Genomic DNA, 12,690 nt, shown 5'->3' with positions numbered 1-12,690 from the left:
CGCTCCCCTTCCCTTTGTCTCGATTGCCGATCTCGACGCCTTTCCGGCAACGCTGGAAGGGGGTGTGGTCGCCATCGGAAATTTCGACGGCGTGCATCGGGGCCACCGGGCCGTGCTCGACATCGCCCTTTCGATCGCGCGCGAGGCCGGCGCGCCGGCCTATGCGCTGACCTTCGAGCCGCATCCGCGCAGCGTCTTCAACCCCGATCGGCCCGTGTTCCGGCTGACACCGGCGGAGATGAAGGCCCGCGTGCTGGCCGCCACCGGGCTCAACGGCGTGGTCAGCCTGCCCTTTACGCGTGAATTCGCCGGCATCGAGGCCGAGGCCTTCGTGCATGACATCCTGCGCGGCCGGCTGAAGATCCGCCACGCGGTCACCGGTTACGATTTCCATTTCGGCCGGGCCCGTCGCGGCACGCCGGAGTTCCTCGAGGAGGCCGGACGAACGGACGGCTTCGGCGTCACCATCGTCTCGCCGGAGAACGACGAGGCCGGCGCAGCCGTCTCCTCCACCCGCATTCGTGCGGCCCTTGCCGAAGGCGACATCGTGCTCGCCAATGCGCTGCTCGGCTACCGCTGGTCGGTGGAGGCGGAGGTCCGCCATGGCGACAAGCGCGGCCGCGACCTCGGCTACCCGACCGCCAATCTGGCGCTGCCGCCCGAGACCGGCCTTGCCCACGGCATCTATGCGGTGCGCGCGAAGGTCGACGGCCGATGGGTCGACGGCGTGGCCAGTTTCGGCAGGCGGCCCACCTTCGACAACGGCGCACCGCTCTTCGAGGTGCATCTGTTCGACTTTTCCGGCGATCTCTACGGCAAGCGGGTGCGGGTGATGCTCGCCGCCTACCTGCGCCTGGAAGCGCATTTCGACAGCATCGCCGCGTTGATCGAGCAGATGGACCGAGACAGCGCCGAGGCGCGCGCCGCGCTCGCCAGCCTTGTGCCGCTGGGATCCGTCGACCTTGCCGTCAACGGCGCGGCCAGCGGCGGCGGAGACGGTGACGGGGATACCGGGGCATGACGGCACAGATCCCCGCACCGGCCGCATCGGTGATGCGGGGCATCGCCCTGATGTCGGCGGCGATGCTGCTCGTGCCCTTGATGGACGTCACCGCCAAATACCTGACCGCAACCCAGCCGCCGCTGCAGATCACTCTCGGCCGCTTCGCTTTCCAGATGGTTTTCGCGTTGCTCACCGCAGCGATCGGACCGGGCCTTGCCGTCCTGCGCGCGCCGCAACTGTGGCCGCATCTGCTGCGCGGTTTCTTCCTGTCGGGGGCGAGCGTGTGTTTCTTCACCGCCCTTGCGACGATGCCGGTCGCCGATGCCATCGCCATCTTCTTCGTCGAGCCGATGATCCTGACGATCCTGTCGGCGGTGCTGCTCAAGGAGCCGGTCGGCCCCCGCCGCTGGGCCGCTGTCGCCGTCGGCCTGGTCGGCGCGATGATCATCATCCGTCCCGGCTTCGCCAATTTCGGGCTGACAGCCTTGCTGCCGCTGGCCGCGGCCTTGTTGTTCGCGCTGTATCTCGTGATCACCCGCAAGCTGTCCGGACAGGGCGGCATGTTGTGTATCCAGTTCACGGCGGGGGTCGGCGGCGTCATGCTGCTCGGCACGCTGTTCGTCATCGCCAATATCGCCGGCTACGAGCCCGGGCTGGCCGTGATGCCGGATCTGCCCGGCTGGGGACTGCTGGCCATCGTCGGGGCGCTCTCCTTCTTCGCCCACGGGCTGATCGTCAAGGCCTTTGCCGCCGCGCCGGCGTCCGTGCTGGCCCCGTTCAACTATCTGGAGATCGTCAGCGCGACCCTGTTCGGCTACCTCGTCTTCGGCGACTTCCCCGACGGGCCGACCTGGATCGGCATTGCCCTGATCGTCGCCAGCGGCATCTACATTGCCCATCGCGAGAACCGGCAGAGCCGCGAGGAACTGGCCGCGCGCATCAACCGCACCGGCCCGCCCGACTGACCGCACCGGCGGGGAGCCGGGCGCCCGCCCCTGTCCGCCGTCTTGAGGAAACCAGATGTCCAGCTTCCGTCCCTGGGGACCCACCAGCCTTCCCGTTCTGGGCATCGCCGTTTTCGGCATGCTTGCCGATCAGGCGTTCAAGATCTGGATGCTCTACGGCTTCGATATCGCGGCGCGCGGACGGGTCGCGCTGACACCGTTCCTCGATCTCGTCATGGTGTGGAACTACGGCATTTCCTATGGCCTGTTCCAGCAGGAGGCCGATCTCGGCCGCTGGCTTCTGGTCGGCGTGACGCTTGTCGTCGCGATGCTGTTCTGGGTCTGGGGCAGTCATGCGACCAGAAGGCTGCAGGTTGCCGGCTTCGCGCTGGTCATCGCCGGCGCGCTCGGCAACGGCATCGACAGGATCGTTCACGGCGCGGTCGCGGATTTCTTCCATTTTCATGTCGGCAGCTTCTCGTGGTACGTCTTCAACCTTGCGGACGTGTGGATCGTTGCCGGTGTGGCCGCTCTGCTGTATGACAGTTTTCTTGGCGGCCCCAATGATGCCGCAAAGAGTCCGTCTGAGTAGGCGTGAGATTTTCCGCGCGCTTCGACCGAAGTGTCCCGCTTGCATCCACGGCAAAGGTCGTTGCAGCGAGCAAGGCCACGCGGGAGTTGTCGCGCCAGAACCGTTGAAGGATCGCCGCCGTGTCGCGTCGTAGCCAGACCGAAAGCCCTTCAAGCCCGATCGCCCGTCGCGGCCGGCTTGCCCTTTTCGTTGCGGGCACGCTCGCGCTTGCCGGATGCCAGCACGGCGCCGACGGCTTCAATGACGGCTCGTCCACGGACGAGGCACCGGATGTGGCGATGGTCCGTTCCCTGATGGAAGGGCTCGGCGCGGTTGACGCCAAGTCGGAAGCGAAGATCGACTACAAGCCTCGCGCACCGCTTGCCATGCCCGCATCGATGGACGCCCTCCCCCAGCCGGAGGAAGAGAAGGTCGTCGCCAACTGGCCCGAGAAGAACGACGCCCAGCTCAAGCAGATCCAGGATATCTACCGGGACAAGCGCGATATCGACAAGCAGGGCCGCAGCAACATCCACCAGTCGCGCGGCATCAAGGAGCTTGCCTCCGGTGGTTCCGACCGCGACATCCAGGCGGAGATCCGTCAGGAACAGAAGCTTGAAGACGCCCGGATGAAGCCGAGCGAGCTCAACCAGCGCGTCGGCGTGGCCAAGGAGCAGACCGGCATTTTCGACGCCAATGGCGAGCCCGTCCGGCGCTATCTGATCGAGCCGCCGACGGAGTATTCCAAGCCGTCCCCCGACGCGCCGATGGCCGAGCCGACCCGGACCGCCCAACAACCGCCGATCAAGTCCGACATCGAGCAGACCATGGACGGCCGCTCTGCGCGCACGCTGCGCTGAGCCCCATTGTCGTTCGAGCGCAAGGCCGACAGGCGCCGGGGCAGCGATGCCCCGGCGTTTTCGTTTGCGGCAGCCGGAGCCCTGTCGGCCACGGGTGCCTGACGATCAACGGACCGGCCGGTTCGGCCAGATCCTGCAACCTTACGAAAAGTTCACGGGCTTTTGCACCGTCACCGCCTATATCTCGATGCATCGCAGCATCGCCATGATCCCGGAGGTCGTTCCCTTGTCGCAACCCGCAAGAGCCTTGCCGCGCCGCATTCGGCGAACCGCACTGCTTGCCGGTGCCTGCGCGCTGCTGGCGCTCGCGCCCGCCGTCGCACGCGCCGAAGTCCCGCAGGCGGCCGATGCCGCCGCCTTTGCCGACATCAAGATCGGCGGCGAGATGAGTTCCTTCAGCCTCGACAACGGGCTTCAGGTGGTGGTCATCCCGGACAGCCGCGCGCCCGTCGCCACCCACATGATCTGGTACAGGGTGGGCGCCGCCGACGAGCCGGAGGGCATGTCCGGCATTGCCCATTTCCTCGAGCACCTGATGTTCAAGGGTACGCCGGCCAACCCGGACGGTGCCTTCTCCAAGCGGGTCGCCGAGATCGGCGGACAGGAGAACGCCTTCACCTCCAACGACTACACCGCCTATTACCAGCGCGTCGCCAAGGAGCATCTCGCGGAGATGATGGCGCTTGAGGCGGACCGCATGGAGAACCTCGTGCTCTCCGACGAAGTCGTCCTGCCCGAGCGCGACGTCGTGCTGGAGGAGCGCCGCCAACGGGTGGAGAACGATCCGAGCTCCATGCTCGGCGAGACGCTCGATGCGATGCTCTACGTCAACCACCCCTACGGCACGCCGGGGATCGGCTGGCCGGACGAGATTTCGGCGCTCGACCGCGAGGACGCGATCGCCTTCTACGACCGCTTCTACACGCCCAACAATGCCATCCTGATCGTTGCCGGCGACGTCACCGCGGACGAGGTGCGCCGGCTGGCGGAAGAGACCTACGGCAAGGTCGCGCGCCGGGCCGAACCGGGCGAGCGCAACCGCCCCCGGCCGCAGGCGCTCCCGGGTTCGATGGAAGTCAGCTACGCCGATCCGCGCGTCAACCAGCCGAGCCTGCGCAAGGCCTGGATCGTGCCGAGCTACACCAGCGGTGAAACGCGGGAGGCGGCAAGCCTCGACCTGCTTGCCGAGATCCTCGGCGGCGGCAGCACCAGCCGGCTGTATCGCGACCTCGTCATCGACAAGGGCATCGCCACCTCCGCCGGCGGCTGGTACCAGTCGAGTTCGCTCGACGACACCCGCTTCATGATCTACGCCGTGCCGGCCGACGGCACCACGCTGGAAGACGCCGGCGCCGCCGCGCTCGGCGTGCTGAGGGGCATTGCCGAGACCGGCATTACGGCGGAAGAGCTGGAGCGGGCCAAGAAGCGCCTGCTGTCCTCCGCGCTCTATGCCCAGGACAGCCAGACCAGCCTTGCGCGCATCTTCGGCGTGGCACTGACCACCGGATCGACCATCGCCGAGGTGCGCGACTGGCCGGCGGAGATCGCCGCCGTCACCGCGCAGGACGTGCAGGATGCGGCCCGCACCCATCTCGCCGCAACGCCGGTGACCGCCTATCTGCGACCGGCGGCGGCACCTGCCTCTGCCGCGGCTGACCCGGCAGAGCCCGCCGGCGCCGAAGAGGCGGCAAGGCAATGACGACACATATCGGGCCCAATGCCGCAACACGGGTCCTTGCTCGTGCGGCGCGCCGCAATGACCGCCATTCAGGGAGCTTCCCGATGACCGCTTTCACCGCAACCGGACGACGCCTTGCCGCCGCCGGGCTCATCGTCGCCGGGCTGTTCGCCGCGACCCTGCCCGCCACCGCGATGGACATTCAGGAAGTCACCACCCCGGGCGGGCTGACCGCCTGGCTGGTGCAGGACGATACGGTTCCCATCGTCGCCGTCAAGTTTGCCTTTGCCGGCGGCGCCTCGCAGGACCCGGACGGCAAGGAAGGGCTTGCCAACCTCCTCTCGGCAACGCTCGACGAAGGCGCCGGGGATCTCGATTCCCAGGCCTTCCAGACGCGTCTGGAGGATCTTTCGGTGCGCATCGGCTTCGACACGGGCCGCGACAATTTCTACGGCTCGCTGCGCACGCTGACCCCCAATATCGACGATGCCTTCGAGATGCTGCGGCTTGCCGTCAACGAACCGCGCTTCGACGCGGATGCGGTCGAGCGGATGAAGCGGCAGATCGTCTCCGGCCTGCGCCGCGAGGCCTCCGATCCGGATGCCATCGCCGGCCGGGTCTGGGCCGAGACGGCGTTTCCGGACCACCCCTATGGCCGCCCGTCCAGCGGCACGCAGGAAAGCGTCGCGGCGCTCTCGCCGGACGACCTCGCCTCGCTGCACGGCCGCATTTTCGCGCGCAAGGACCTGAAGATATCCGTCGTCGGGGCCATCGGGCCGGAGCGTCTCGCGGCGCTGCTCGACAGCGTCTTCGGCGCATTGCCGGAAGCCGGCGACCTCGTCGCCGTCGCGGAAACGGCGCTGTCGCCGGAGGGCGAGCGCAAGAGCATCGCGCTCGATGTGCCGCAGACCTCCATCCGTCTCGGCCTGCCGGGCCTGAAGCGCGACGATCCGGACTTCATGCCGGCCTTTGTCATGAACCACATCCTGGGCGGCGGCTCCTTCTCGTCCTGGCTCTACGAGGAAGTCCGCGAGAAGCGGGGCCTTGCCTATTCCGTCGGCTCCTACCTGATCCCCTACGAGCATGCCGGCCTCTGGATGGCGGTGACGGGCACCCGCTCCGACCGGGCGGAGGAGACGCTTGCGATCATCCAGGCGCAGATCGACCGCATGGTGAGCGAGGGACCGGGCGCGGAGGAGCTGGCCAAGGCCAAGGCCTACATGACCGGCTCCTATGCCCTGCGCTTCGACACGTCCGACAAGATCGCCGACCAGTTGCTCGGCATCCAGGTGGAAGGGCTCGGGATGGACTATATCGACACCCGCAACAGCCAGATCGAGGCGGTCACCCTCGAGGACGTGCGCCGCGTGGCCGACCGCCTGCTGAAGGATGCAAGCCCGCTCGTGGTCACGGTGGGATCCGGGGCGAGCTGACCCCGCAGCGGGCACCTGACCGGATCCGGTACAGCACCCGATCTGACTGCACCTGATCCGCGAACGCAAAAGGCGGCGGGCTTCGGCCCTGCCGCCTTTCTTCTTTTCGCTTGGGATCATCATCCGGCCGCGAGGAAGGCCGGCATGCCTACTCGGCGGCGCGGCGCACCGGCTTTTGTGGCGGCCTTGCCTGCAGCACCTCGGGGCGCACCGGGCGCGGCGGCGAGAACAGGTAGCCCTGGCCTATCCGCGCATCGAAGTCGAGGATCTCCAGCACCTGTGCCTCGGTCTCGACATGGTCGACGATCAGCTCCATGGCGAAGCGGCGCAACAGATCGCCCAGATCCGCCGGATGGATATGGCTTGTCGGCATGTGCTCGGTGCCGATCAGGCGGCTCGCATGCAGCTTCACATAGCGGAAGCCGCGATCGGAGAGGGTCTTGAAGTCCATCTTCAGGTCGGAGACCCGGTCCATGGAAAAGCGGTAGCCAAGCTCGGCGAGCGCGGCGAGGCTCTCCAGTTCCAGCGCGCCCATCTCGTTGACGTCGTCCTGGGTGAACTCGAAGGTGAGCTGGCCGGCGAAACCGTCATTGGCGCGCAGGAAGTCGAGGAAGCCGGGGAAGAAGCGCTCGTCCACCAGGGTCTGCGACGACAGGTTGACGAAGAGGCCCGAGCGCCGGTTGCGGCTCGTCAGGCGGCGCAACACCTGAACCGCGCGAAACAGCATCAGGTTGTCGATCGCCGGCATCATCCGGGCGCGGATCGCCTCACCGATGAAATCGACCGGCTCAAGGTAATTGTCATTCGCGTCGCGGATGCGGGTCAGCGTCTCATAGTCGCGCACCTGGCGCTGCGGCAGGCTGACCAGCGGCTGCATGAACAGGTCGACGCGGTTGTTGTCCAGGGCGTCCTGGATGATGCGGCGCAGTTCCGGATCCGGGCGCGGCTCCTCGCGGGCGCGCGGCATGCTTGGGCGCGGCTCGGGACGCACATCCCTGCCGTAGTCGTCGTCCCTGCGTCCTTCGCCCCCATGCCCGTCGCCGCGCTGGCCATCGCCGCGATATCCCGCATCCCGGTGCCCGGTATCGCCCTGCCTCGAATGCCCACCCCCGACGCGCTCCGGCGTGACGTGGTCGAGACCCGCGCCCTGCGCGCCGCCTGCCGGGCGCGTCTGCCCGGTATAGCCGAGCGCGCGCGGCGCCTCCTCATAGCGGGCGAAGCGCTCCTGCGGGGGAGGGGAAAGCTGGCGGGTCTCCTGCTCGTCGATCCGGTCTTCCATGCCGGCCATGGCCTCGGCCATCTGCTTGATCAGGCTGCCGAGCACCTCGACCTCGGCAAAGAGCGGGTCGATCTCCTCGCGAGTCCGGCGCGGCAGGTTGGTCTCCATGCCGGAAAGCCGTCCCTCGAGATTGCCGATGTCCTCGTCGACCTCGAGCACCCGCTCCTCCAGCATCGACACCTTTTCGGAGATGTCGCCACGCTCGCGCTGGCGGGCGAAGACGAGCTGCAGCACCGCCATCGTGCACAACAGCGCAAGGCCGAGCGAGATCGCCTCGCCCGCGGGACGGGAGAACTGGAAGATCATGATCGCGGCGACAGAGGCGGCGATCACCCCCATGCAGAGGAAAATGAAGATGCTTGTCGCGCGTGCCATACCTGTCCGGCCATGCTCGAGCTTCCGGGGAAGTCGAATCAAACCTACCCTTAATAGTGCATGAATACGACGATTCTTCCCAGTCTCCAGCCCCAAGCAGCGCCCCGGACGGAAGAAACATGCCCTGCCCCGCAGGTCATGCCGGTGGCGTGACCCGGCCAGCGTCCGTTCCACCGCCGCCCGGCAACGCAGTTCGGTGGTCGAAAAGGAGGGCAGCGGCACCCGGTCGGGCGACAGCGGCAACGGGATTTCGGTGCAGGCAAGCACCACGCAATCGGCGCCGCGGACCGCCATCGCTTGCCGGGAAGCTGCGCTCCTGAAACCATGGCGCAAACCGGAATCGCGTTCTTCCAGGTCGAGGCACACGGAATGACCCAGACCCTTGCCCATGTCGCCATCGTCGTCAGGGACTATGACGAGGCGATCGGCTTCTATGTCGGCAAGCTCGGTTTCGAGCTCGTCGAGGACACCTACCAGCCCGAACAGGACAAGCGCTGGGTCGTCGTCAGGCCGAAAGGCGCAGGCAGCACGTCCCTGCTTCTCGCCCGCGCCTCGACGCCGCACCAGGAGAACTACATCGGCGACCAGTCCGGCGGACGGGTGTTCCTGTTCCTCGCCACCGACGATTTCGAGCGCGACCATGCCGCCTATCTCGCCGCCGGGATCACCTTCGTTCGCGAGCCGAAGCAGGCCGATTACGGCAAGGTCGCGGTCTTCCGCGATCTCTACGGGAACCTGTGGGACCTGGTACAGTTCGCCTGACGAAGCGGGCCGGGCGCGTCATCAAGGGAGATGTGTGAATGCCGCTGATTGCCGAGGGCCGGAACCTTTTCATCGTCGACATCGAGTATGTCGTGCCGCTGGAGCAGGTCGAGCCGCTGATCCCGGACCACGTTGCGTTTCTCGACCGCAACTATGCGCAGGGCCATTTTCTCGCCTCCGGCGCCAAGGTGCCCAGAACCGGCGGCGTCATCGTCGCCATGTCGGAAAGCCGGGATGAGGTGGAGGAGATCATCCGCGCCGACCCGTTCCATGCCCGTGGCATCGCCCGCTACACGGTCACCGAGTTTCGCCCGACAAGAACCGCCCCCGGCCTTGGCGATTGACGGTCTTTCCCACCGGCGGAACCGCGCCGCGTTTTGCGCTTGACCTTCCTGTTGCCGGAAGCTCCATCCTCCGCCCGATCAAGCAAGCCGTCCCGTCGCCGCCACCTTGTGGAGCGTCTTCGCGAGACGGCAGAAGAAAGCGGGAAACACGATGATCGAGATCAGAATCGAAGGCATGACCTGTGGCGGCTGCGTCACCTCGGTGAAGAAGGCGGTTTCCTCCGCCGACGAGACGGCGAGTACCGAGATCGACCTGACCAGCGGCATCGCGCGGATCGAGACGGCCCTGCCTCGGAGCCGCATCGTCGAGGCGATCGAGGCGGCCGGCTACGACGTCGTCGCCGGCTGAGCAGCCCTTCCCTCTTCCGCGCTCACGGATCGGCGAGCATCCCGTCGACGAGATGCAGGCGCCGGTCCATGCGTGCCGCCATGTCGAGATCGTGGGTGACGGCGATCACCGTCTTGCCGTGATCGTCGACCAAGGCGCGCAGGATATCGAACACCTGTTCCGACGACTTGCTGTCGAGACTGCCGGTGGGTTCGTCGGCGAGGATCGCCGGCGGCGCGTTGGCAAGCGCTCGGGCCACCGCGACACGCTGGCGCTGGCCACCGGACAGCTGATCGGGCAGCTTGTCGGTGTGGCCGGCAAGGCCAAGCTCTCCAAGCAGGCTTTCGGCGCGCGCGCGCATCTCGCCCCGCGACAACCGGGCGAGCTTGCGCATCGGGATCATCACGTTCTCGGCCACCGTGAATTCCGGCAAGAGAAAGTGGAACTGGAAGACGAAGCCGAGCGAGGCGAGGCGCATGCGTGCGCGGCGCGCCTCCGACAGGCGGTGCGTCGCCTCGCCCTCGACGAGCACCTCGCCTTCGCTGGGCACGTCGAGCAGGCCGAGAAGATAAAGCAGCGACGACTTGCCCGAGCCCGACGGCCCGGTGATGGCGACGAACTCGCCCGAATGGATCGCAAGATCGATGTCGCGCACCAGCGTCACCGGCACGGTGCCGGGCAGCACGCGGGTCAGCCCGCGCGCCTCGATGAGCGGCACCCGGGCATTCTCGGGAGCGGTTGCCGGCGGCGTGCTCACGAGGCCCCCCGGATGATCTCGACAGGATTGAGGGAGGCGGCCTTGCGCGCCGGCACATAGCCGGCGATGCCGGAGGAGAACAGCGCGAAGCCGCAGGCGATCGCATAGTGCAGCGGGCTGTAGGCAAGCGGCAGCGAGGTCATTTCCACATTGGTCTTGACCTCGAAGGTCAGCGATCCGAGGCCGACGCAAAGCCCGTAGCCAAGGGCGGAACCGAGGACGGAACCCAACGCCCCGATCGCCAGTCCTTCCGTCAGGAATATTCGCCGGATATCGCCTTGCTCGAAGCCGAGCGACTTGAGAATGGCGATGTCGCGCGCCTTCTCGTGGACGATGGTTGAGACGATGGTGAAGATGCCGAAGCCGGCGACCAGGAGGATCGCGCCGACCACCGTGTACATGATGATGTTGCGCACCATGAGAACCTCCATCAGGCTCTCGTTGGCCTCCTGCCAGGAGGTCGCGCGGTAGCCGGTCATGCGCTCGACGCGGGCGGCGACGGCACGCGCCGCGTTGACGTCGTCGAGGCGGATGGCCAGGCGGTTGATCACATTGGGTCGCGCAAAGAGCACTTGCGCCGTCTTCAGCACCGTGTAGCCGGTGGCTTCATCGGCCTGGGTCACGCCGGTGTGGAAGGTGCCGACGATCTTCAGCCGCCGGACCGCTCCCGCCGAGGTCGAGACCGCGATCGTGTCGCCCGGCTTGGCACCGAGTTTTTCGGTGACCCCGTCGCCGACGACGATGCCGTTGAGATTGGCGGAAAGCTCCCTGAACGAGCCTTCGCGCATGTCCTCGCCGATCGTGGAGACGCGCAGATAGGTTTCGGGATCGATACCGGTCAGCGACAACGCCACGTCGCGCCCGCCATAGCGCAGCACTGCCTGTCCCGAAAGGGACGCAGCCATGCGGCCCGGCAGCCAGCTTTCCAGCATTGCCTCGAGCCGCACCGGGTTGCGCAGGCCGCGCGTGTCGTCGTCGGGCCGGGCGCCGATGACGTTGACGGCGGCGTAGCGCCTCCCCCCCGGCGGCGGACCCGCCTCCCGGCGGTCGTCGCTCACTTCCACATGCGGAATCGCGTCGACCAGCGTGGCGATGAAATCATCCTGCGAGCCCTGCATCAGGGACGCCATGGCGATGGAGAAGCCGACGCCGAGCATCACCCCGAGCACCGAGATGACGCTTTGCCGCAGCCGGCCGCCGATATGGGTAAGCGCGATGGACAGGACCAGGGGCATGGTTCAGCCGCCGGTCCCGCCGGCATCCTCGACGGAGGCCGGGCGGGCGCGCATCCCGGCTGCAAGTCCTTCCGCCCAGGGAGACACGACGCGCGCGTCAAGCGTCAGGCCCGAAAGTACCTCGACCTCGTCGACGCCGCGAATACCGACCTCCAGCATCCGCTCTTCCAGCATGCCGTCCGTTCCCAGAACCAGCACCTTGTCGCCGTCGAACGCGGCCAGCGGCACCAGCATGGTCTCAGGCACCTCGCGAACGATGATGTTGACGTCGCTGGTCATGCCGATCATCAGCGGCGTCTCCTGCGGGAAGACGAGATAGACCCGGTAGGTCTTCAGGACCGGGTCGCCCTTTGGCGTGATCCGGTCGACCCTGGCATTGAAGCTCGCCTGCGGAAAGGCGTCGGCGCGCACCACGGTCGCCTGTCCGGCGCGCACCAGCGGAATGTCCTCCTCGTTGACATCGGCGACGATCTGCAACGGCCGTGCCTGCCCTACCCAGAACAGCACGGAGCCGGGTTCGGCCACCTCGCCGACCTCGCCGTCGCGGCGCAGCACCTGGCCGTCCATCGGCGCGCGCAACTCGTAGTCGCCGAGCCGCGCCCGCTGCGCGGCTACCAGCGCGATGTTGCGGGAATGGTCGTTCTCCGCCTTGTCGAAGACGCTGCGCGAGGTCACACGTCGCTCGAACAGGCCGGCGGCACGCTCAAGCTCCTGTTCGGAGAGCTGCGCACGGGCCTCCAGTTCGGCGAGCGTGGCGCGGGCAGCGGAGGAATCGAGCCGTCCGATGACCTCGCCCGCCTCGACCGGCTCGCCCTCACAACTGCAAAGCTCGACGATGCGCTCGCGCAGGACACTCGTCACCTTGGCCCAGCGCACCGGTTCGACCACGCCGGTGGCATAAACCACATCCGCGGCACTTCCCATGTGCGGCTGCACGACCGTGACCGGGACCGGGCGTGACGACCAGAAGAGATAGCCTCCCACCGCCACGGCCGTCAGGGCCGCGACCGCCAGAAAGAACCGGATGCGTTTCATGGCTTGTCCGCGTTTCGTCCCTGTTCGCCCGGCCTGACCCTAGCACCCGTTTCATGGGCAACCTATCCGCAGAACTTCGCAATTCG

Annotated in this window: 13 protein-coding genes; 9 read left to right on the top strand and 4 right to left on the bottom strand. The window is 67.2% G+C overall.

Translation table 11 applies throughout. The features are described 5' to 3' along the window. The first annotated feature begins 22 nt into the window (after positions 1–22). The 6 genes from ACN0T5_RS16645 (at position 23) to ACN0T5_RS16620 (ending at position 6,489) form a co-directional block, all read left to right on the top strand. On the top strand, positions 23–1,021 hold the full coding sequence (locus ACN0T5_RS16645; protein WP_417769737.1) for a bifunctional riboflavin kinase/FAD synthetase: 999 nt from the start codon (positions 23–25) through the stop codon (positions 1,019–1,021). After that, on the top strand, positions 1,018–1,968 hold the full coding sequence (locus ACN0T5_RS16640) for a DMT family transporter (protein ID WP_417769735.1): 951 nt from the start codon (positions 1,018–1,020) through the stop codon (positions 1,966–1,968). Before ACN0T5_RS16645 ends, ACN0T5_RS16640 begins: the two co-directional genes overlap by 4 nt. Positions 1,969–2,023: 55 nt before the next feature. Beyond that, on the top strand, positions 2,024–2,539 hold the full coding sequence (gene lspA / locus ACN0T5_RS16635) for a signal peptidase II (RefSeq protein ID WP_417769734.1): 516 nt from the start codon (positions 2,024–2,026) through the stop codon (positions 2,537–2,539). A gap of 119 nt (positions 2,540–2,658) precedes the next feature. After that, the gene (locus ACN0T5_RS16630) at positions 2,659–3,378 is read left to right on the top strand and encodes a hypothetical protein (protein ID WP_417769733.1); all 720 of its coding nucleotides are present in this window, start codon (positions 2,659–2,661) and stop codon (positions 3,376–3,378) included. Between the two features lie 205 nt (positions 3,379–3,583). Next, positions 3,584–5,077 carry a M16 family metallopeptidase gene (locus tag ACN0T5_RS16625; RefSeq protein WP_417769736.1) on the top strand — a complete coding sequence of 498 codons (1,494 nt, stop codon included), beginning with the start codon at positions 3,584–3,586 and terminating at the stop codon, positions 5,075–5,077. Positions 5,078–5,160: 83 nt separating this feature from the next. Then, entirely contained in the window at positions 5,161–6,489 is a 1,329-nt protein-coding gene (locus ACN0T5_RS16620; RefSeq protein WP_417769732.1) for a M16 family metallopeptidase, read from the top strand. A gap of 148 nt (positions 6,490–6,637) precedes the next feature. On the opposite strand, the gene ACN0T5_RS16615 is transcribed toward ACN0T5_RS16620, so the two are convergent. Continuing rightward, complete coding sequence (locus tag ACN0T5_RS16615) at positions 6,638–8,143, bottom strand: EAL domain-containing protein (protein WP_417769731.1); 1,506 nt, start codon at positions 8,141–8,143, stop codon at positions 6,638–6,640. 369 nt (positions 8,144–8,512) lie between these two features. On the opposite strand from ACN0T5_RS16615, the gene ACN0T5_RS16610 reads away from it, so the two are divergent. The 3 genes from ACN0T5_RS16610 (at position 8,513) to ACN0T5_RS16600 (ending at position 9,598) form a co-directional block, all read left to right on the top strand. Continuing rightward, positions 8,513–8,905, top strand: a complete 393-nt coding sequence (locus ACN0T5_RS16610; RefSeq protein WP_417769730.1) for a VOC family protein — start codon at positions 8,513–8,515, stop codon at positions 8,903–8,905. 38 nt (positions 8,906–8,943) lie between these two features. Further along, positions 8,944–9,249, top strand: coding sequence for a YciI family protein (locus tag ACN0T5_RS16605; protein ID WP_417769729.1), 306 nt, complete (start codon positions 8,944–8,946; stop codon positions 9,247–9,249). A 151-nt stretch (positions 9,250–9,400) separates the two neighbouring features. Continuing rightward, the gene (locus ACN0T5_RS16600; RefSeq protein ID WP_417769728.1) at positions 9,401–9,598 is read left to right on the top strand and encodes a heavy-metal-associated domain-containing protein; all 198 of its coding nucleotides are present in this window, start codon (positions 9,401–9,403) and stop codon (positions 9,596–9,598) included. Positions 9,599–9,620: 22 nt separating this feature from the next. Here ACN0T5_RS16600 and ACN0T5_RS16595 read toward each other — a convergent pair whose 3' ends face one another. From ACN0T5_RS16595 to ACN0T5_RS16585, 3 genes are read right to left on the bottom strand one after another with little or no spacing between them, the layout of a single operon-like run. Beyond that, positions 9,621–10,334, bottom strand: coding sequence for an ABC transporter ATP-binding protein (locus ACN0T5_RS16595; protein WP_417769727.1), 714 nt, complete (start codon positions 10,332–10,334; stop codon positions 9,621–9,623). Continuing rightward, positions 10,331–11,569 carry an ABC transporter permease gene (locus tag ACN0T5_RS16590; protein WP_417769726.1) on the bottom strand — a complete coding sequence of 413 codons (1,239 nt, stop codon included), beginning with the start codon at positions 11,567–11,569 and terminating at the stop codon, positions 10,331–10,333. Before ACN0T5_RS16590 ends, ACN0T5_RS16595 begins: the two co-directional genes overlap by 4 nt. Positions 11,570–11,572: 3 nt before the next feature. Beyond that, entirely contained in the window at positions 11,573–12,604 is a 1,032-nt protein-coding gene (locus ACN0T5_RS16585) for an efflux RND transporter periplasmic adaptor subunit (protein WP_417769725.1), read from the bottom strand. Between the last annotated feature and the right edge of the window lie 86 nt (positions 12,605–12,690).

Source organism: Stappia sp. (assembly GCF_048261845.1).
Lineage (GTDB): Bacteria > Pseudomonadota > Alphaproteobacteria > Rhizobiales > Stappiaceae > Stappia.
Note: the sequence above shows the minus strand (reverse complement) of the source record. Positions and strands in the feature narration are given on the sequence as shown.

What these genes read in the sequence shown, in the direction of transcription:
- ACN0T5_RS16640 (WP_417769735.1), top strand. Translation starts at nt 1,018, where the DNA reads ATGACGGCACAGATCCCCGCACCGGCCGCATCGGTGATGCGGGGCATC.
- lspA (WP_417769734.1), top strand. Translation starts at nt 2,024, where the DNA reads ATGTCCAGCTTCCGTCCCTGGGGACCCACCAGCCTTCCCGTTCTGGGC.
- ACN0T5_RS16625 (WP_417769736.1), top strand. Translation starts at nt 3,584, where the DNA reads ATGATCCCGGAGGTCGTTCCCTTGTCGCAACCCGCAAGAGCCTTGCCG.
- ACN0T5_RS16620 (WP_417769732.1), top strand. Translation starts at nt 5,161, where the DNA reads ATGACCGCTTTCACCGCAACCGGACGACGCCTTGCCGCCGCCGGGCTC.
- ACN0T5_RS16615 (WP_417769731.1), bottom strand. Translation starts at nt 8,143, where the DNA reads ATGGCACGCGCGACAAGCATCTTCATTTTCCTCTGCATGGGGGTGATC.
- ACN0T5_RS16610 (WP_417769730.1), top strand. Translation starts at nt 8,513, where the DNA reads ATGACCCAGACCCTTGCCCATGTCGCCATCGTCGTCAGGGACTATGAC.
- ACN0T5_RS16605 (WP_417769729.1), top strand. Translation starts at nt 8,944, where the DNA reads ATGCCGCTGATTGCCGAGGGCCGGAACCTTTTCATCGTCGACATCGAG.
- ACN0T5_RS16600 (WP_417769728.1), top strand. Translation starts at nt 9,401, where the DNA reads ATGATCGAGATCAGAATCGAAGGCATGACCTGTGGCGGCTGCGTCACC.
- ACN0T5_RS16590 (WP_417769726.1), bottom strand. Translation starts at nt 11,569, where the DNA reads ATGCCCCTGGTCCTGTCCATCGCGCTTACCCATATCGGCGGCCGGCTG.
- ACN0T5_RS16585 (WP_417769725.1), bottom strand. Translation starts at nt 12,604, where the DNA reads ATGAAACGCATCCGGTTCTTTCTGGCGGTCGCGGCCCTGACGGCCGTG.